Annotated in this window: 15 protein-coding genes; 11 read left to right on the top strand and 4 right to left on the bottom strand. The window is 56.2% G+C overall.

Annotated elements, in window-relative coordinates:
- The first annotated feature begins 183 nt into the window (after positions 1–183).
- On the top strand, positions 184–669 hold the full coding sequence (locus tag SANT_RS22955; RefSeq protein ID WP_025422607.1) for a hypothetical protein: 486 nt from the start codon (positions 184–186) through the stop codon (positions 667–669).
- Positions 670–791: 122 nt separating this feature from the next.
- Here the strand turns inward: SANT_RS22955 and robA are convergent, their stop codons facing one another.
- Positions 792–1,715, bottom strand: a complete 924-nt coding sequence (gene robA / locus SANT_RS12355) for an MDR efflux pump AcrAB transcriptional activator RobA (RefSeq protein WP_025422608.1) — start codon at positions 1,713–1,715, stop codon at positions 792–794.
- A 1,306-nt stretch (positions 1,716–3,021) separates the two neighbouring features.
- Here robA and ompF point away from each other — a divergent pair.
- The 3 genes from ompF to SANT_RS12375 all read left to right on the top strand — a co-directional run bounded on the left by ompF (position 3,022) and on the right by SANT_RS12375 (position 6,795).
- Positions 3,022–4,116, top strand: coding sequence for a porin OmpF (ompF, locus tag SANT_RS12365; RefSeq protein ID WP_025422610.1), 1,095 nt, complete (start codon positions 3,022–3,024; stop codon positions 4,114–4,116).
- A 443-nt stretch (positions 4,117–4,559) separates the two neighbouring features.
- On the top strand, positions 4,560–5,963 hold the full coding sequence (locus SANT_RS12370) for a D-arabinono-1,4-lactone oxidase (RefSeq protein WP_081730464.1): 1,404 nt from the start codon (positions 4,560–4,562) through the stop codon (positions 5,961–5,963).
- A 1-nt stretch (position 5,964) separates the two neighbouring features.
- A complete protein-coding gene (locus SANT_RS12375; RefSeq protein ID WP_025422612.1) occupies positions 5,965–6,795 on the top strand; it encodes a glycosyltransferase family 8 protein in 831 nt (276 codons plus the stop codon).
- 36 nt (positions 6,796–6,831) lie between these two features.
- Here SANT_RS12375 and SANT_RS12380 read toward each other — a convergent pair whose 3' ends face one another.
- On the bottom strand, positions 6,832–8,631 hold the full coding sequence (locus SANT_RS12380) for a thiamine pyrophosphate-requiring protein (RefSeq protein WP_025422613.1): 1,800 nt from the start codon (positions 8,629–8,631) through the stop codon (positions 6,832–6,834).
- A gap of 186 nt (positions 8,632–8,817) precedes the next feature.
- Complete coding sequence (gene mntR / locus SANT_RS12385) at positions 8,818–9,285, bottom strand: manganese-binding transcriptional regulator MntR (RefSeq protein ID WP_025422614.1); 468 nt, start codon at positions 9,283–9,285, stop codon at positions 8,818–8,820.
- Positions 9,286–9,625: 340 nt separating this feature from the next.
- Here mntR and SANT_RS12390 point away from each other — a divergent pair, with 340 nt between their 5' ends.
- From SANT_RS12390 to SANT_RS12410, 5 genes are all read left to right on the top strand, one after another.
- Positions 9,626–10,483 (top strand): metal ABC transporter substrate-binding protein, encoded by an 858-nt coding sequence (locus SANT_RS12390; protein WP_420480359.1) that lies wholly within the window; start codon positions 9,626–9,628, stop codon positions 10,481–10,483.
- Positions 10,480–11,262 carry an ATP-binding cassette domain-containing protein gene (locus SANT_RS12395; RefSeq protein ID WP_025422616.1) on the top strand — a complete coding sequence of 261 codons (783 nt, stop codon included), beginning with the start codon at positions 10,480–10,482 and terminating at the stop codon, positions 11,260–11,262. The genes SANT_RS12390 and SANT_RS12395 overlap by 4 nt, the downstream gene beginning before the upstream one ends.
- On the top strand, positions 11,255–12,115 hold the full coding sequence (locus SANT_RS12400; RefSeq protein ID WP_025422617.1) for a metal ABC transporter permease: 861 nt from the start codon (positions 11,255–11,257) through the stop codon (positions 12,113–12,115). Before SANT_RS12395 ends, SANT_RS12400 begins: the two co-directional genes overlap by 8 nt.
- A complete protein-coding gene (locus SANT_RS12405) occupies positions 12,112–12,960 on the top strand; it encodes a metal ABC transporter permease (RefSeq protein WP_025422618.1) in 849 nt (282 codons plus the stop codon). The genes SANT_RS12400 and SANT_RS12405 overlap by 4 nt, the downstream gene beginning before the upstream one ends.
- 1,309 nt (positions 12,961–14,269) lie before the next feature.
- A complete protein-coding gene (locus tag SANT_RS12410; protein WP_025422619.1) occupies positions 14,270–15,022 on the top strand; it encodes a glycosyltransferase family 25 protein in 753 nt (250 codons plus the stop codon).
- Between the two features lie 604 nt (positions 15,023–15,626).
- Here the strand turns inward: SANT_RS12410 and SANT_RS12415 are convergent.
- On the bottom strand, positions 15,627–16,439 hold the full coding sequence (locus SANT_RS12415) for a phage tail protein (RefSeq protein WP_025422620.1): 813 nt from the start codon (positions 16,437–16,439) through the stop codon (positions 15,627–15,629).
- Positions 16,440–17,087: 648 nt separating this feature from the next.
- On the opposite strand from SANT_RS12415, the gene SANT_RS12425 reads away from it, so the two are divergent.
- A complete protein-coding gene (locus SANT_RS12425; RefSeq protein WP_025422621.1) occupies positions 17,088–17,489 on the top strand; it encodes a helix-turn-helix domain-containing protein in 402 nt (133 codons plus the stop codon).
- Positions 17,490–17,702: 213 nt separating this feature from the next.
- Complete coding sequence (gene argG / locus SANT_RS12430; protein ID WP_025422622.1) at positions 17,703–19,040, top strand: argininosuccinate synthase; 1,338 nt, start codon at positions 17,703–17,705, stop codon at positions 19,038–19,040.
- The last annotated feature ends 412 nt before the right edge of the window (positions 19,041–19,452 follow it).

The following is a 19,452-nucleotide window of genomic DNA, read 5'->3' on the forward strand; positions in this document are numbered from 1 at the left end:
CGCGTTTTTCGCGACTATAATAACCTTTTGCGCCTGACTTCGCCTTGGCGCAGAACGCCCGTTGCTCCGCGCTATCCGCGACGACGGACGCAACGGTTGAGGAGGAGCACGGTCAGAGGCGACGTGGCGGCAAGGCCGCGCGCCCTGCCCGCTCGTCAATATAACGTTAAAAAGGAGCGTTAGGTGGCCGAACGGAACCAAGACCTGTTAAAGTTTTATCGTAGTGAAATACAGTGGCAAAGCGGTTTGCTCTCCGGCAGGCTCAATGCGTTTATTGCATCACAATCATTTCTGGTTATCGCCTATGCCACCGCCATAAGTTCCCTGGTGGGCAATTGGAAAAACCCTTTCGCGTTGCTGTTTCCGCCGTTTCTCGGCGTGTTGGCGCTCGTCCTGATTTTTCAGGCCTGGCCTGGCATACGCTCGGCCTATGCGGAACTCAAGGGGTGGCAGGAGTGTCAGGACCGCCTGCTGTTCGACCGTCAAGAGCTGGGGGATTACGATCTCTATCTTGATGAACGTCGCGCCGAGAATGCCACCGCTTATCCCGGGGCCGCCTGGAAATATTTTCGCCAGGGCGTGCTATTTCCCCGCCACGCGCCGTGGGTTTTCCTCTTCGTATGGTGTTATCTCACGCTGCTGCCGTGGGGCCTCTTTCTGTTCTGTTGACTCTCCCGTGAGGGCGGCCTCAGCCTGGGTCCGGTCCAACGCTCAAGGCTGACGTGACGGGCTGCTGCTGTAGGTATGCCCTGCCCATTGCGGGCAAAGGCGAGAGGGGATGGCAGTAAAGTTTAGCCTGGGCACAGTCCCAAGCTCAACGGCAGCGTGACGGGCTGCTGTAGACTCTGCTCATCGCGCAGGATAGGGATCAGGTAATCGCACAAGAACATGTCCGCCGACTCGCTCTGTCCCGCCGCCAGGCGGAAACGTTCGATGTCGGCCCCTTCGCGGCGAATCAATTTCATCATCGGCAAACAGTGACCATAAATGTCCAGGATAAAGTTCTGTAACCCCGCTTTTGGTCCCTGATAGGTGAATTGAACATATTCCCCCTCCTCCAGCGCGATGGGCTGCCCCTGGCGCATGCCGTCGGTAAGGTATTGCGGCTCGATTGCCGTGGTATAAAACACTTCCTGCCGATCTTCTCGCGCCTTAATCGCCTGCGTGGCGCACAGGCCGTACAGCACCGGCGGTTTAGCCGGCGTGGCGGCCAGGAACTGGCGCCAGAAATGGGAACGCAAATTGGTGCGATATTCGCTCAGTTGCTCCAACGTACAGGTGTAGCTTTGCGAGGTACCCATGAGCGTCATTGCCGGCAGCGTAACGAACTCCGCCGCGGGCAAAGGCCGGCTGTCGAAACGGTACGGCGGATGCATACCGGAGAAATGCCATTTGCGCGAACGGCGATAAAGCGCCGGCGTTTGAATAAATTGCTTTTTGAAAGCGCGGGTGAAGGTTTGTTGCGAGTCGAAGCCGTACTGCAACGCGATATCCGCTACCGAGCGGCTGGTAAGCCGCAGCGCCAGCGCGGCCCGCGAGAGCCGCCGTGCACGGATATAGGCGCCAATCGCCTGCCCGGTCGCCAGCTTGAATTTGCGTTGCAAATGCCACTTGGAATAACCCGAGCGCTCAGCAACTCTGTCCAGCGACAACGGCGTATCGAGATGCCCTTCCAGCCAGCTCAACAAATCTTGGATAATACCGGCCTGATCCATAGAATACCCTCAGGTTCCTTGCAAGTTTTGATGTCATCTCCTGCATCCGCGCGCGGACACACTGAGATCGCCGGAAGCTTTATACCACTTTAGCTAATAATAACTCAATGAAACTATTGGAATGAAATGTTTTCATTCTGTAACTTTTGTGCAACTAAACATTTGCGGGGCATTTTAAGTTAACGCTTAATGCGGTTAATGACAATTTGTGCCGAAATTGGCGCCAAATAACCTCGGACGTAGGCGGGGTAATACCGTTTCGCTTATAAAGAAACGCGCCCATGTCAGGAGATATATCTTTGTAGGAGACTGTGATAAAGTGTTTAATATTAATACATACTTTCTCCGCTTTATTATCCAGCAGGATAAATATATTATTTCCTTCCTTTACCAAATAGGTTATTACGTGCGATTTTTAGCAATTAATGCGAAAGCAAACATCGAATGCGCTTTTTGTTTATTCATGCGCAAGCTGAAATTATCCTGTAATAACTTAGGGATAATGTATGTTCAGAATTTGCAATGGATCACAAAATAATTAATTATCCATAGTGACTTTTCTCTTAAGAAGATTATTATTTTATTTCCCATTGGAGCCTCCTGTGTCTACTTGTTGCGCTTCACGCCTTGGCCGGGGATGAAATAGGCCAAGGCACCGACTACCGTTTCCGTTTGCCGTGCAAAAACGCCTGACAGTCTGGCTTTGACAATCAGGCAAGTATAGGCTAGCGGATAAATTGAACGAAATGTGCTGTTATTGACCGCGCGTGCTTTTGCATCATCTTGCGCTATTTCTCGGCAAGGCCGGCACCAGGTATGGCAGGGACAACAACGCCGGCAAATACCGCGGCAAGCCGTGGCGGTGCGGAGTTCATACCCTCAGACCAGGCGGCACCGCCTCCTGATTCAGAGCAGTAATAGCGACATGACAAGGGGCAGAGCACGAAAGGTGGGGATAACGCTGGCAAGAATGAAATTATTAACGCAGCGGCAAGGCCCTTAATCCCTTTCCGGATGACAGGTTAATTCTTCAGCCTTCTTGGGTTATGCAGTGTTTGCGCGAAACAGTATTGACGCCAAGCGAAGCGGTAGAAACAATGCACAATCGTAGAATTTTAGTATAGCAGAAAATAGGCATTGTGCCATGAGCAGCGAGGAGAGGGATGTCTGTAGTGCTTACAGCGGGATATACGGACACTGCAAGGGATACGCCCCTTTTTGGTAATTAAATGTTTCAGAAGAGATGTTTCAGTAGTGGCGCGGGCGGGTGCCCGCATTCAAAAAAAAGCCTATATAAGGTATCAATGTGATGAAAAAAAGCATACTTGCAGTGGCTATTCCGGCCTTGCTGGCGGCAGGCCTGGCTAATGCGGCGGAAGTCTATAACAAAGACGGCAATAAGCTTGATTTATACGGAAAAGTGGATGGCCTGCACTATTTCGGTAAAGATGACGCCTATGCGACTGACGGTGACCAGTCTTACATCCGTTTTGGCTTCAAGGGTGAAACGCAAATTACCGATCAACTGACCGGTTATGGTCAGTGGGAATATAACGTTCAGGCCAATAACAGCGAAGGTGGCGACGATTTCGACAACGGTAACAAAACCCGTCTGGGCTTTGCCGGCTTGAAATTCGGCGATTACGGTTCGTTTGATTACGGCCGTAATTACGGCGTGGTGTATGACGCGCTGGCTTGGACCGACATGCTGCCGGAGTTCGGCGGCGAACTGGCCTATACCGATAACTTCATGGTCGGGCGTACTACCGGCGTCGCCACTTACCGCAACAGTAATTTCTTTGGTCTGGTTGACGGTCTGAGTTTTGCCCTGCAATACCAAGGTAAAAACGATCGTGACGAAATGGGCCGCGCTAACGGCGATGGTTGGGGCGGATCTATCACCTATGAAACGCCGATCGGTATTGGCGTCGTCGGCAGCTATGCCTCCTCCGATCGTACCGACGTCCAGCAGTCCGCGGCCTACGGTAACGGCGATCGCGCTGAGCAATGGGCCACCGCCCTGAAGTATGAAGCCAACAATATCTATTTGGCCGCCACCTATGGCGAAACCCGTAATGCCACCTATTTCGACGGCACCACCTCGACGGGCGCCACGGCGGAAGGCTTCGCCAACAAGACGCAGGACTACTCGCTGGTGGCGCAATACCAGTTCGATTTCGGCCTGCGCCCCTCGATCGGCTATACCAAATCCCGCGCCAAAGATGTTGAAGGTATCGGAGATGTGGATTTGATCAACTATTTTGAAGTGGGCGCGACTTACTACTTCAACCGCAACATGTCCACCTATGTGGATTACATCATTAACCAGATCGACGATGATAACGCCCTGGGCATCAACAGCGGCGACGTCGTCGCCCTGGGTCTGGTTTATCAGTTCTAATTTGATGAGTTGACAGTCGTCAACCCTGCCCCCGCCCCGGCCGCTTTCGCGGACGGGGCTTTTTTTTCGCCCGCTCGCCGCCAACCCGCCATGCGCCCTTCCGCTCTCACGGACGAAGCGTTTTTCTGTCGACCCTCATCGACTAGCCGCGTTGCGGCGCGTGGTTTTCCGCTGGGCGTAACGGCGCATCAGGTCAAACGCGTTACGGCGCAATAAAACGCGTCCCGCGCTGACGCCCCCCGTTTCACCCTGTGCATCGCCGGCGCGCGTCGCTGCGGATCCGCCCTGTCGCGGCCGGGCATTATCGCCTTTCCCACGCCGACAAGGTATTCGCCATACAAATGGTCTATGCTTTTGAAGAGCAACCCCTTTTATGCCCGCTGGCGATAATCGAAAGGGAAGCAAAGCCTGACCGTCGGGCTGTGTCATTCAGTGGAAGGAGCATGGGTGTGTTATCAGAAATGGCAGATTTTCCATTGCGCCGTACCGAGCCGATATCGGAGGCGACATCACAGGTGCAAGTGTGGAACTGGGCGCAAAACGCGCCGCTGGGGCCGCGGGCGCGGTTGCAGCGGCCGAAGGATGAAGATGAGCTACGGCGGATAATCCTGCACCGCAGCGGCCGTATCCGCCCTATCGGCAGCACGTTATCCACGGGGGACCTGCTGGCCATACAGCACCAGCAGGACACGCTGATTGAGATTTCCGCTTTGACGGGTCTTATTCGCAGCAGCGAGACCAGCGCCACCTTTGCCGCCGGTACGCCGCTGCATGAGGTGTATCAGACGCTTAAAACCATGGGCCGTATGCTGCATGCGTCGCCGGGAGTCATCGCTATCCAGACCCTGGCGGGCGCCATTGCTACCGGCACCCACGGCCAAGGGCTGGGGCAGGGCGCATTGGCCGATGACGTGCTGCACATCCGCATGCTGTGCGCCGACGGCACCGTTGCCGAATTCGACCGCGCGCATCCCTGGTTCGGCGCCGTGCAACTCGGCCTCGGCTGCCTGGGCGTGATAACCGAAATTACGCTGCGCACGGTACCTCTAACGGTGTTCACCTGCTTTAAAAGCGCGGTGTCCGCCGACGGTTTGCAGGAACAGATTTACACCTGGAACAACGCGTTTACCTTCAATAAAGCCTGGTGGTTTCCCGAGGATGATCGGGTCCACGTCTGGTGTTCGCGCGCGGCGACGGCGCAAGAGCAGCAGCGCTATGACGCCGGCGATGGCGACGCGGTGGCGCTTAGCGCGGGCGACAGTTCGCTGAACGCGACGGTGGATCAGACCTTGGCCCATATGCACAACGATACCCGCATTCTCGGCCAGGAAGGAAGGCATTTCGCTACCGTGACCCGTTTCAAGGACTTTACCGATACCACCGGCGATATCTATCAACTGTTTTGCCGAGGGATCGCCGCGCCGCAAATCAATGTGGAAATCGGCATTCCGCTGGCCCGCGCCGGCAAGACTATCGCGCAAATCAAGCAATGGGTTGCCGAAGCGCATCCCCATATGCATTATCCGATTATTCTCCGCTGCACCGGGCCGTCATCCGCCTGGCTCAGCCCCGCCTGGCAGCAGCCGACCTGTTTTTTTGGTTTCGTGGTTTATTATGCCGACAATGGTACCCTCTCAAGCGACGGTATCGCTTTTTTGCAGGAAGTCGAGAAACGCCTTGCGGCGCTGGGTGGCCGACCGCATTGGGGCAAGTACTATCATCCCGCCCTTTACCGCTGGCGCGAGTTGTACTCCCGGTGGGACGACTTTCGTCAGGTTCGCGCCGCGTTGGATCCCACCGGCGCCTTCTCGAATGCGTTTACCGATCGCCTGCTGGAAGGAGAGTGACATGCAAGCCTGGATCACGCTGTTAACGCAGCCGGACTATTTGATAGGCGTGCGCACGCTTTGGCGTTCGCTCCAGCAAAACGACAGCCGCTATCCGCTGGTGGTCATGGTCACCGAGGCAATTCCCGAGACCACTCGCCGGCTGTTGATCAACGAGGGCTGCCGGGTGCGCGAAGTCCCGGCGCTGCGGCCGCGGCCGGGAATACGCGCCCATTACGCCCGGGCGCAATTTTCGGAGGTCTGGACCAAATTATGCGCCTGGGCGCAGGACGATTTCTCCCGGCTGGTATTCCTGGATGCGGATATGCTGGTGGTGAAAAATATGGACGCCCTGTTCACGCAGCCGTTGCCTACGGGGTGGATTGCCGCCTGCCACGCCTGCCGCTGCAACCCGCTGCGCATTGACCGCTATCCGGCGGATTGGGTGCCCGAGAATTGTTTTTACAGCCACTATCAGCCGGGCCAGCCGATGCCGCGAGACGGCAGCGCGGGTTATTTCAATTCAGGTTTCATGATGCTGACGCCGGACAAGTCCACTTACGCCGCGCTGCAAGGGGCGTTGGACGCTATCGACGATCTGACGCGCTACCCTTTCCCGGAGCAGGATTTGCTAAATGCGTTTTTTGACCGGCGCTGGCGCCAGTTGCCTTACGGGTATAATGCGCTGAAAACTTTGAGATATCAGCACCCACCCTTGTGGGATGACGCAACCGTCCACGCTATCCATTTTATTTTGCAAAAGCCTTGGCAAACCGAGGCGCGATCCAATGATGCCGATGCCACATTGCTTGAGCGCTGGCGCCGCACCGCCGAAGGCCTGCCCGATGCCTAGCTGCGAGACGGCGGGCGCGAGGTCCCGGCAGCAGGCCTATTTGCCGCGCTTACCGGGCAGCACTTCACTCATCAGCTGCGACGCCGTATCGGCAATCACTTGTCCCGCGCCGCGGTCCCCTTTCGCCAGCGATGACATAAAGGCTTTAGCCTGGGCCAGCGAAATATGCGGCGGAAACGGCGCGATTTCCGGATCGGTCATGACCTCAATGACGACCGGCCGATCCGCCGCCAGGGCCGTGGCCCAGGCCGGCTGCAAATCCGCCGGGTCATCGACGTAGATGCCCTCCAGCCCTAAATTTTTCGCAAAACCGGCATAGGGGACATCCGGCACATCCTGACTGGCCTGATAGCGCGGATTACCTTCCATCACCCGTTGCTCCCAGGTCACCTGATTCAGATCGTGGTTATTGAATACGCAGACGATAAAGCGCGGATCGGCCCAGCGCTGCCAGTACTTTTGCACGGTAATAAGTTCGGCCAGATTGTTCATTTGCATGGCGCCGTCACCCACCAGCGCCACCACCGGTTGCGCGGGACAGGCAAATTTAGCGGCGATCGCGTAAGGCACCGCCGCCCCCATCGACGCCAGGCCGCCGGAGAGCGAAGCGCGCTGCCCCTGCTTGATGCGGAAATCCCGGGCAAACCAGTTGGCGCAGGAGCCGGAGTCGGAGGTCACGATGGCGTTCGCCGGCAAAAGCGGCGACATTTCCCACACCACCCGCTGAGGATTGACGGGGTTTGCCGGCGCCATGGCCCGTTTTTCCAGCGTTTGCCACCATTTCTTCACCTGCCGGCCAATGTTATTCTGCCAAGCGCGATGTTTATTGCGCGTCAGCAGCGGCAGCAGCGCGCGCAGCGTGGGTGCGGCATCGCCGTGCAAGTTGACCTCCATCGGGTAGCGCAGCGACAGCATGGACGGTTCGATATCAATCTGTACGCCCCGCGCCTGCCCGTCCGCCGGCAAAAACTCCGCCCAGGGGAAGCCGCTGCCTATCATTAATAGCGTGTCGCATTCGCTCATCATATCCGAAGAGGGCCGCGTACCGAGCAGGCCAATGGCGCCGGTGACAAACGGCAAATCGTCCGGCAGCACATCTTTGCCGAGCAGCGCCTTGGCCACGCCCGCCCCCAATATGTCCGCCGCGTCGATAATCTCCTGCGCCGCACCGCGCGCGCCGGCGCCCACCAAAATCGCTATCTTTTTGCCGGCGTTAAGCACCTCGGCCGCGCGCGCCAGTTCCGCGACCTGCGGTACCACCCGCGGGGAATGATAACCGACGCCGGAGCGGGTGAAGCCGTGGGCGACGGCCGGCGCCTCCCAGGGCGCATCCTGCACGTCTTTCGGCAAAATTACCGCCGCGACGGCGTTTCGCGCGAGCGCCACGCGTATACCGCGATCCAGCACATGGCGCACCTGCGCCGGCACCGCCGCCTCCTGCACAAAAGCCGCCACGTCGGCGAACAGGCGATCGAGATTCAGCTCCTGCTGATAGCTTGCGCCGCGCGAGGTCGTTTCCGCCTGCCCGACGATGGCCAACACCGGCACATGATCCATGCGCGCGTCGTACAGGCCGGTCAACAGATGCGTCGCCCCCGGCCCGCCGGTAGAAAGACACACCCCCAGCTCGCCGGTCAATTTGGCATGCGCGGTGGCCATAAACGCCGCCATTTCCTCATGACGTACCTGAATGAATTCAATCCCCTCGCCGTCCTTGGCGGCACGTTGTAGCGCGCCCAGCACGCCATTGATGCCGTCGCCGGGATAACCGTAAATACGGGTGACGCCCCATGACTTCAGACGCTCCACAAAAAAATCGCTGGTTTTGGTTGCCATGTCTCTGCCTCAGATACGCGTTCGGCGCCGCCCGTCGTCGCAGCGGCCGTTTGATTTTGCTAATAAAATCGCTTCCCCAAGCATAGTTCAATTTAATCAGTCCGGCCGGCGGCCACGCCGGGGACGCGGGGTGGCCGGCGCGCGAACGCGACGCCATACGGCGAGGGAAAGGGTCAACGGGGGGAGTTAGCGGTTTTCGGCGTTGTCGGCAAAGCGGCGGAAAATTTGTAACGTTTCGTCACTGACGTGATGCTCAATGCCTTCGGCGTCGCGGCGCGCGGTTTCGGGGCTTACCCCCAGCGCCAGCAGGAAAGATTCCACGATCTGATGGCGCATGCGGCTTTCGTGGGCCAGCGCCTCCCCCTCGGCAGTCAGAAAGATGCCGCGGTAGGGCTGCTGCTCTACCAATCCCGCCGCGACCAGCCGCTTAAGCATCTTGGCCACCGTCGGCTGCGAAACACCCAGCCGCGCCGCCAGATCAACCTGGCGCGCTTCACCGCAATCGCGGATCAGATCGGCAATTAGCTCGACATAGTCATCTATCAGCTCGCGCCGATGCGCCTCACGCACCTGCAAGAATCCCTGTACATGCTCTTTCACGTCCACCAACGGCGTGAGATCGCTGGACAGTGCGGATGAATCACCCTGGGTCATGCCTGTTCCTCGTTATGTCATGGCCAACGGTCCCGCGCGGGCGGGACAGGCACATTGTGGCTAAGCATTGTAAACGAAGAGCGGGCGAGTACAAAATTTTGAATTAATTGCTTTTGCTATCTAATATAGCCTGTGCTATATCTGTCTATTATGCACGCGCCACGCCAGCAAGGTACCGACGACAGGTCGCCACCGCGTGGCGCTTGCCACGCCAACATAGGCGTGATTGCCGCTGTTACAGACGTTAACCGCTACCCGGGAAATCGCCATGGCCACGACACCTTCTCCTTGTCACGTTCTCACCCGCTCGCCCTTCACGCTGCGCCTGATGCTGGCGGGGATGCTGATCGCGCTATTCACCGGCAGCGCGCGGGCGGAAAAACCTTTTCAGGTCATTACCACCTTTACCGTGATTCAGGATATGGCCCGACAAGTCGCGGGCGAAGCGGCGGAGGTCCATTCCATCACCCGCCCAGGCGCGGAGGTGCATGATTATCAGCCCACGCCGCGGGATATCGTCAAAACGCAGAAGGCGGATCTGATCCTCTGGAACGGCATGAACCTCGAGCGCTGGTTTCGCCGCTTCTTCGACCAATTACACGGCGTGCCGTCGGTAGTGGTGACCCAGGGCATCGACCCCATGCCGATCCGCGACGGCGCCGCCCGTGATCAGGTTAACCCCCACGCCTGGATGTCGCCGGCCAATGCGCTGGTGTATGTGGAAAATATCCGGCAGGCGCTGGTGAAATACGATCCGGTCCATGCGGCGATTTACAATCGCAATGCGCAAGCTTACGCCGACAAAATCAAAGCCATCGATGCGCCGCTGCGCGCCCGACTGGCGAAAATCCCCGACGAGCAGCGCTGGCTGGTCACCAGCGAGGGCGCATTCAGTTACCTGGCGCGAGATTATCGCTTGCGCGAGGTCTACCTCTGGCCGATCAACGCCGACGAACAGGGCACGCCGCAACAGGTGAAAAAGGTTATCGATACCGTACGCCGTTATCACATTCCGGTGGTGTTCAGCGAAAGTACCATCTCCGATAAACCGGCACGCCAGGTCAGTCTAGAATCCGGCGCCCGCTACGGCGGCGTACTGTACGTCGATAGCTTGTCCGCCGCCGACGGGCCGGTTCCCACCTATCTCGACTTGCTACGCACCACCGTTGACACCATCGCCACCGGGTTCGGTCAATGAGCGCACCCGCGGCGGCACAAGATCCCTCCCGGCTTGCGGTGAGCGGGCTGACGGTCACCTATCACAATGGCCATACCGCTCTGCGCGACGCCGGCTTTACGCTTGAGGGCGGCACCCTGTGCGCCCTGCTGGGCGTAAACGGCAGCGGCAAATCCACGCTGTTCAAGAGCATCATGGGAATGGTGCGTCCAAGCGCCGGCTTGATTCGTCTTAACGATCTGCCGGTGGCGCTCGCCCTACGGCAGAACCTGGTGGCCTATGTACCGCAAAGCGAAGAGGTCGACTGGCATTTTCCGGTGCTGGTGGACGATGTGGTCATGATGGGCCGCTACGGTAAAATGTCCTGGCTGCGCCGCCCGTCGCGCGAAGATCGCCTACAGGTAGATCGGGCGCTGGCGCGCGTGGATTTGACCGCGCTGCGCCGGCGGCAGATAGGTGAGCTGTCCGGCGGCCAGAGAAAGCGGGTGTTTCTGGCACGGGCGCTGGCGCAGCAGGCACGAATACTGCTGCTGGATGAACCTTTTACCGGCGTCGACAGCCAGACCGAAAGCACCATCATCAGCCTGCTGCGCACGCTGCGCGCAGAGGGTCACCTGGTGTTGATTTCCACCCACAATCTCGCCAGTGTGCCCACCTACTGCGATCGGGTGGTGCTGATTAACGGCGCCGTCGTCGCCGCCGGTCCGCTGCATGAGACCTTTACCGCCGGCAATCTGCGGCGCGCCTTCGGCGGCAGCCTTCCGCTGCAAGTCATGACGGGAGCGCCGGCCGATGCTTGAATGGGCGATGGAGCCGCTGCATTACGCCTATATGCGCAACGCGATCGGAGTCAGTGCCCTTGTGGGCGCCGCCTGCGCGTTTCTGTCGGCGTTTGTGGTGTTAAAAGGCTGGTCGCTGATGGGCGACGCCCTATCCCACTCCGTCATGCCGGGGGTGGCGGCCGCTTATGCACTCGGTCTCCCCTACGCCGCAGGCGCCTTCGTTACGGGCCTGCTGGCGGCGCTAACCATGGCGCTGACGCGGCACCTCACCCGCCTGCGTGAAGACGCTATCATTGGCTACGTGTTTTCTACTTTTTTCGCCGCCGGGCTACTGCTCGTTTCGCTCAATCCCACCGCGGTGAATGTGCAAACGATTCTATTCGGCAATATCCTCGCTATTGCGGCGCCTGACGTGCGCCAAGTGCAATGGATTAGCGGCATCACCTTTGCGGTGCTGTTTTTTCTGCGCAAGGATCTGCTGGCGGTATTTTTCGACGAAACCCACGCCCGTTCTCTCGGACTGGCGCCGCTGCGCCTTAAACTGGTGTTTTTTGTCCTGCTCAGCGCCAGCATTATCGCCGCGCTGCAAACCGTCGGCGCAATTTTGGTCATGGCGATGGTGATAACGCCCGGCGCGACCGCCTGGCTATTAACCGACCGTTTTTCACGTCTTATTACATTGTCGGTCGGCTTTGGTGCCGTCACCTGTGCCGTCGGCGCCTGGTTGAGCTATTTTGTCGATGGCGCCACCGGCGGGGTTATTGTCACCCTGCAAACGCTGCTCTTTTTGCTGACCTGGATCGTCGCGCCGCGCCACGGTCTACTGGCCGCCCGCCGACGCCGGCGCGCCCCGCAAGAGGTGGTCCGATGATGGGATTTGACTGGTTGACCGAACCCTTAAGCTACCCCTTTATGCAGCGCGCGCTGCTGGCGGCGCTGGCAACGGGGATTGTCTGCGCGGTGTTATCGTGTTTTTTGGTGCTAAAAGGGTGGTCGCTGATGGGCGATGCGATTTCCCACGCCGTGCTGCCGGGGATCGTTCTGGCCTATGCCGCCGGTTTCCCCCTGGCGGTGGGCGCTTTCGTCGCCGGGGTCAGCTGCGCGCTGGGTACCGGCTATATCCGCGATCGCTGCCGGCTGAAAGAGGACACGGTGATGGGTTTACTCTACACCGGCATGTTCGGCCTCGGTCTGGTGCTGTTTACTCGTATTGATACCGATCAGCACCTTAACCATATTCTATTCGGCAACGTGCTCGGCATTTCCCCGCGCGAACTGCTGCATACCCTGTCGATTGCCGGTATGGTCACCCTGGTGGTGCTGCTCAAACGGCGGGATTTGGCGCTGTACTGCTTTGATGTCGGACAGGCGACGGTGCTGGGCCTGCGCGTTCCTGTGCTGCATTATGGCCTGCTGTGCCTGCTGGGGTTGACGGTAGTGGCGGCGCTTCAGGCCGTGGGAGTCATTCTGGTGATCGCCATGCTGATTACACCCGGCATCACCGCCTTAACGTTATGCAGTCGCTTTGATGCCATGCTCGCGCTGGCGCTGCTTACCGCCGCCGTCGCCAGCATCAGCGGCACGCTGCTGAGTTTTCATTTCGACGCCGCCACCGGCCCCTGTATTGTGCTGGTACAGAGTCTGCTGTTTGTACTGGCGCTGGCCTACCGCCACGCCAGCGGCAGACGACGCGTAACCCGCGGCGTGCGACCCTGAGCCCCTTTTCAATGGAGCCCCTCCCCTGCCGGGGCGCCTGCTTTGCACTACGTTGCCGCGACACACATTCGGCAATATCCGCACGGAACAACCCCTACCGAAGCACCACAGCGGCCAGCCTCCTCTGCCGTTAAACCGTTACCCCGCACATCGCCGGATGTTGTGATGCAAAATATTTTGGACTAAATCGCAGGTTATTCTGAACTCATATAACCCCATAAAATAGCTCTTTTAATCAGTTTAGAGTTATTTGCCAAAAGGAAGTCGGATGAAATGTGGCTTATTCACCCGCTTTTGCAAAAAAGAGGACTGACTTATGCCTAGTTGAGTCCACGTCATCGATAGGGAAATGTTTGAATAAGCATCCCTTTTCTTTCCTAATATGAATTAAGATAATCATTTCTCCTGATATAGAATGAGCAGAGCTAAAGAAGCTACTCTATTGACATGGATCGAACGCCATTTCAGAGCCTTGAGTTTCCCTGACTAGAGGATCAAGGTAGAGTAATATAGGTGGTTTATCATCTTGTTATTACCAAGCCGCCCGTCACGACGACCAATAGTTGCCTTGGTAACCGCAGGTAAACCAGAGACAGCTATTCTTCAATGAGGAGCAGGCTAGGCGCCTGTACTCGACAAGTGTATTACGCAAGTTCTGCCCGCGCATTCCCACTAAAGGTAAGCGGCTGGTGTGCTTAACCGGGCGGCTCGCTTTATCTCAAAGCGCAATAGCGCACCTGTCGCTAGCGCTGTCCGCTGCTTTGAGCCCGTTTAAACTGACCTACGAATTTTGCCAAATGAGTTAAACGCATGACAGCGGATTATCAAATCGCCATTGCTATCGTTCTGCTTTTATACCCTGATTGTTTTTTTATTGTAAACAACGTCGCGCTTGCAGAGGATAGTTCAACGTAGTATTTGTGATCGGGTAAGCAGGATATGAATATGTTTAGCCACTTTCGGTTTTTCTCTCAACTGAGGGAGCGATTGGTGTACTCTTCAAAAAAATGACTCAACATGAATATCTATTTACCCATCATTTATTGCGCCTCAGAACAACGTTCAATTATGCAGAAAGCGCTAGATATCATCTGGACCCTAGGGTATAAATATCGCTGTTAAGCTTTTTGTTCTTATATGCATATTTTGTGGGGAGCATGGAAGCCCCTGACACAGAGAAAATACTCGGCTTTCGTCCGCCATTAAACTTCTGACGCAGAGGTAATAAGCGCAATTTATAGAATGCCCTCACATTTCATGCTTACTCAAATAATGCACAAACACATAAGATTGATATTGGTTATATAACATGAATATATTCGTCGTTAACCTAAAAGACTCTGTAGACAGACGAAAATCAGTTGAGTTACAACTTAATAAATTACATCTTCAATATGAACTTGTTGAGGGAGTTGATGGTCGTGCATTAAGCAATGAAGAAATTATGCAACATACGCGCGAACTTAACTATGCCTGTAAACCGGGAGAAATAGGCTGTAGTTTGAGCCACTTAAAGGTGTATCGAAAAATAGTAGAGTATAACATTCCCTATGCCCTTATCTTAGAAGATGACATACAATTAAGTGCCGATCTGCCGCTTATACTTACCGAATTGCCTAACATAATCAAGGAAAACACGCCATCGGTGACCTTACTTACTCATGTTCATCAATACGACGCCAAGATTCAGCATAAGATATCGCCGCAACATGCACTCCATGTTTTGATTGAAGCGTCATGTTCTCATGGTTATGTCATTAACGCTTCAGCAGCTAAGAATGCGCTGGATAGCCTCTATCCCGTATGGATGGTTGCTGACAAGTGGAAGATATTCCGTGAATACTCAATCGCTAGTTTATTCGCAGTCCTTCCACCCGTCATTTCACACTCCGAATTATCTAAGATTTCAATTATAAACGAGCAAAGCGTAGACATTAACATATCTAAGCTAAAAAAATTGACCGAAGAAAGCCTGCGTAAAAATCGGCCCATAAAGATAAAATTAAAAAGAATTTTATGGTTACTAATTAAACGCCCTTTCATTAAGATTATAAAGCAATAAAATTAATACAAGGTAATGTATCAATCCTATACATTACCAATGACAGACATTTTCGGCCAGGCTCTATTGGGTGGTTTCTTTAAATCAACAGCTTGCAGATTCCTGTTGAAAGCAAGCCACCTTGAAGCTTGCTTTTATCATCATCAGCAGGCGTCCCCAGTTATCATTCGCTATACTACTTCCCGATCATTGAACAGACTGCGTCGTTAAATGCTCTCGTTTGGCTATTGCTTTATAGCGAGGTTTCTTCCGCGCTTCTATCCTTCACCCATGCACTTCGATCCCCCTTGTCTTGAGACCCTAATGGCACCCTATTGACTGGAGGTTTGGACATCGAGGCGTGTCGTGTAATAAGAGCAGAGCAGCATGTACCCTATCAAAAAACCTCCCTTGATGATCCTTTTCTAGTAACCCTCCTTCATTACAGTCTTCAACTATAGCGACAGGTCTTACAAGAATTACTGGTGATAAAAATAGGGGAGTATTGTCCGGGAGATTGTCGTTAAGAATAACATTAGCATCACGTTTACCGATACATCCTCTAGCATTAGCTTGTCAATCGCAGGCAGATTAGGTTCGACTCCATCAGCCTCTCCAAAAAGCATCATGCCAGCCTCACAATATAATAAAATGCAATATTATCAACCGTGTTTTCTTTACTTCCAGTTGCATCAAGGGTAATAGCATGGCTATGTGCACCGATACGAACGCGATGAGTATGTGGGCCTATGGCGACAGTATGTCCGTGATGACCCGCTGCCGAGGTTGTTCCGAAGGTATTTGCTAAATTGCTGCCGACGGCTTGATCGCTACCGCCTGACTTTCGCATAGCAGAGCCCCAGGTGTGGGTATGTTCTCCCTGGACATCGGTTACTTTATTACCGTAATCGAAAGCGTCTGTCGCTTTTGACCCTAAGTCCTTATTTGTCACCGTGGCTGAATGGGTGTGGGATTGAATGCTCCCCGCCTCTCTGCTGAGTATGGTTCTTTCATCAGGTTTACCTTTAATAGTCTGGCCACGCATATCGGGAATAACCCCTGATGGATAAGCCAAGGCCAGCTTGGGATAGTGACGCTTATCAAATGTTTGTCCCTCCATCAAGGCATACCCGGCGGGAATAGTATCCGATGGCCAAGCGATAGGCGTTCCGACCGGAAGAATATGGGCGCTGGCCTCTGCCGCACAGCTTGCGGCGATCGCTTTAATGGCGGCAAGCAGCTGTGCCGATTGACTGCTATCGGGCGTTGTACCCACTTCAGCCAGGATGTTCTTATGCTCCGTCTGAGTATCCATCACCGCGCCCTGTATCGCGTTAAGCCACTTGGCGTATACCACCGTACCCTCGACGCCGGTAGACGGGTCACCATCGTGGAACAGGCCGTCGGCGCTTTCGACCGGCGAAATAATGTCCTTCATTGTGGCGATTCTCCCTGTAGTTAAACACCACCTGGGTGTGGGCGGGTTTGAGGTCATGAAAGAGTCCTTTAATCACGTTCTGACCGAAGGTTAGCAACGCTTCTCCTGGCACTGAGCTGCCCGCCCGGAAGCGGTAGACCGGCACCTACGCATCATCGATGTTGACTATCCATAACCAGATAATTTCCGGTACCCAGATACGCTCCCCGGCGCGGCCCATCCCCGCGCGGAAGTGATTATTTCGCCATCTCAGCAGCACGTATTTCTATTTGTGCCAAGCTATCCCCTCCTGTCAACAGCTCGGCCATTAGTCGCTCTCCGGTCAAGGTATAACTTTTCGACCCCAACAACGCGCTCAGTCAATGGCTGACCCACTCGCCTGTCCTCTCAAAGGTCGCAATCCTCACATAGCCGCCCCCGTTAACGTTAGGGCGACAAACGGAGGCACAACCCCCTATACCGCAACAGAGGAAGCTGGCGCTAAATATTTCCCGCCGGTTGCCGATAGTGAAGCATAAGCCGGGCTTTCTCGCTCGGCCCCCTTTTCCGGTCGGATTGCTGCGCAGGTTTATGGGCCGCAGTTAGCGAGCGCGCTCCGGGTAACTCGCCGGCCGGCGGCGGTCCAGCCTCGCAGCTTAGGAGATGACGATGAACGAAAACGTGCAAGCCCCCAACACCACCGGTAGCCAGCGCCGTACCCGCGTGCGCGGCATCGATCGCACGTTGCAAATCCTCGATTGTTTACAAAACCGGCAATGCCCCGCCACCACCTATGAAGTGGCGAAAGATCTTGCCGCCCCGTTATCCAGCATTTACTCGCTGGTGGACGTGTTGGTGGCGAGCCGTTTACTGGAACGTGACGATAACGGCATGATTTGGCTAGGTGCGCGGCTTTATCGCTACGGGCTGGCCTATGCGCGCATCCATGGCCCGCTCGCGACAACCGCTACCGCCGCGTCTAAAAGCGCACCGGGCAATATCGCGCAGGGCCGCGCCGTGGCGGCGGTAACCGAAGCGCCCTGGGCCAAAACGTCCTCCCGGGGTAGATAACGTCAACAGCGCGGCCAGCGGCGAGGCGCCAGGCTTCTTGTGCGGGCGCGGCGGCCGCCAACGGCGTAAGCCTCGGCGGCGGGATTTCCCGACCGATGGCGCCGGTTAAGGGTAGCGTTCCGGGGAGAGTTTCCTTAAGATGATGCAACGGCAGCCTGCCGCGACGGGCGATTTCACCTTTTGCTGTCATTTTCTTTTATAGGGCTCACATCAATGGAAACGATTCTCAGACATCTACCGGTTAATCAACGCGTGGGTATTGCTTTTTCCGGGGGTCTGGATACCAGTGCCGCACTGTTATGGATGCGTCAGAAAGGGGCGGTGCCTTACGCCTACACCGCGAATCTCGGCCAGCCGGACGAAGATGACTACGACGCCATTCCGCGCAAGGCGTTAGCCTACGGCGCAGAGAAAGCCCGTCTGATAGACTGTCGCAAACAACTGGTGGCGGAAGGTCTGGCCGCCCTGCAATGTGGCGCATTTCATAATACGACCGCCGGCGTGACCTATTTTAACACCACCCCGCTTGGCCGCGCCGTAACCGGTACCATGCTCGTGGCCGCAATGAAAGAGGACGGCGTCAATATCTGGGGCGACGGCAGCACGTACAAAGGCAACGATATTGAGCGTTTTTATCGCTACGGTTTGCTGACCAATGCCGAGCTGAAAATCTATAAACCCTGGCTGGACACCGATTTTATCAATGAGCTCGGCGGACGCCAGGAGATGTCGCAGTTTATGACCGAAGCCGGCTTCGATTACAAAATGTCGGCCGAAAAAGCCTACTCCACCGATTCCAACATTCTCGGCGCCACCCACGAGGCGAAAGAGCTGGAATATCTCAACTCCAGCGTGAAGATCGTCAACCCCATCATGGGGGTCAAATTCTGGGATGAAAACGTGCGTATCCCGGCGGAAGAAGTGACCCTGCGCTTTGAACGCGGCCTGCCGGTGGCGATCAACGGCCAGCGTTTCGACGACCAAGTCGCGCTGCTGCTGGAGGCCAACCGCATCGGCGGGCGTCACGGTTTGGGCATGAGCGATCAAATTGAAAACCGCATTATCGAGGCCAAAAGCCGCGGCATTTATGAAGCACCGGGCATGGCGCTGTTGCATATCGGCTATGAACGGTTGGTGACCGGTATTCATAACGAAGACACCATCGACCAATATCACGCCAACGGTCGACAATTGGGCCGTCTGCTGTATCAGGGCCGCTGGTTCGATCCGCAGGCGCTGATGCTGCGTGACGCGACCCAGCGCTGGGTGGCCAGCGAAATAACCGGCGAAGTGACGCTGGAACTGCGCCGCGGCAACGATTACTCCATACTGAATACGGTTTCCGATAATTTGACCTATATGGCGGAGCGTCTCACCATGGAGAAAGGGGAATCGACTTTCTCGCCGGAAGATCGTATTGGTCAGCTGACCATGCGTAATTTGGATATCACCGACACGCGCGCCAAGCTGATGAACTACATTAGCACCGGCCTGCTTTCAGCCGCCGACGACAGCGGCGTCCCCCAGCTTGAGGATAAGCACGGCGATTAACCTTACAGCGCGGCTCGCCTCGATGGCGGGCCGCGCGCTCCAAATAGCCCCCGGTTGCCGTCGTTAACGCCCAGCACATGTCTTGCTAACTTGATCGAGGCGGGTTAAGCGTCTATTCCTAGCTTACGCTTTGCTCTTGAGGAGCCGCAGGCATGATAATTGGCCGCCATGTCCCCCCGATGCCGCCATCGTCCTGCGTCGACACGCCGTCAACGCGGCAGCCAAGCGCCACGCCTGCCGCACCGATCGCGGCAGTCCGCGGGATCCCCCTGCGCCGGGCTAGCGGGGACGGCCCCGCGTTTTGCCCACACGCACGAGCCCCTGCTGCTGCACCGTCCGCGCGCGCGCTGTCTCCCGCCAGGGTCCGCCAGAAAAGTCACCCGTCGGAGCAACGGCGTCAGAGCCACACCCC

Origin of the sequence: Sodalis praecaptivus, from assembly GCF_000517425.1 — a bacterium.
In the GTDB taxonomy this organism is placed as follows: domain Bacteria; phylum Pseudomonadota; class Gammaproteobacteria; order Enterobacterales; family Enterobacteriaceae; genus Sodalis_A; species Sodalis_A praecaptivus.

Excerpts from the sequence above, each read along its gene's own strand:
- robA (WP_025422608.1), bottom strand. The coding sequence starts at position 1,715 with ATGGATCAGGCCGGTATTATCCAAGATTTGTTGAGCTGGCTGGAAGGG.
- SANT_RS12370 (WP_081730464.1), top strand. The coding sequence starts at position 4,560 with ATGGGTGTGTTATCAGAAATGGCAGATTTTCCATTGCGCCGTACCGAG.
- SANT_RS12375 (WP_025422612.1), top strand. The coding sequence starts at position 5,965 with ATGCAAGCCTGGATCACGCTGTTAACGCAGCCGGACTATTTGATAGGC.
- SANT_RS12380 (WP_025422613.1), bottom strand. The coding sequence starts at position 8,631 with ATGGCAACCAAAACCAGCGATTTTTTTGTGGAGCGTCTGAAGTCATGG.
- mntR (WP_025422614.1), bottom strand. The coding sequence starts at position 9,285 with ATGACCCAGGGTGATTCATCCGCACTGTCCAGCGATCTCACGCCGTTG.
- SANT_RS12390 (WP_420480359.1), top strand. The coding sequence starts at position 9,626 with ATGCTGATCGCGCTATTCACCGGCAGCGCGCGGGCGGAAAAACCTTTT.
- SANT_RS12395 (WP_025422616.1), top strand. The coding sequence starts at position 10,480 with ATGAGCGCACCCGCGGCGGCACAAGATCCCTCCCGGCTTGCGGTGAGC.
- SANT_RS12400 (WP_025422617.1), top strand. The coding sequence starts at position 11,255 with ATGCTTGAATGGGCGATGGAGCCGCTGCATTACGCCTATATGCGCAAC.
- SANT_RS12405 (WP_025422618.1), top strand. The coding sequence starts at position 12,112 with ATGATGGGATTTGACTGGTTGACCGAACCCTTAAGCTACCCCTTTATG.
- SANT_RS12410 (WP_025422619.1), top strand. The coding sequence starts at position 14,270 with ATGAATATATTCGTCGTTAACCTAAAAGACTCTGTAGACAGACGAAAA.
- SANT_RS12415 (WP_025422620.1), bottom strand. The coding sequence starts at position 16,439 with ATGAAGGACATTATTTCGCCGGTCGAAAGCGCCGACGGCCTGTTCCAC.
- SANT_RS12425 (WP_025422621.1), top strand. The coding sequence starts at position 17,088 with ATGAACGAAAACGTGCAAGCCCCCAACACCACCGGTAGCCAGCGCCGT.
- argG (WP_025422622.1), top strand. The coding sequence starts at position 17,703 with ATGGAAACGATTCTCAGACATCTACCGGTTAATCAACGCGTGGGTATT.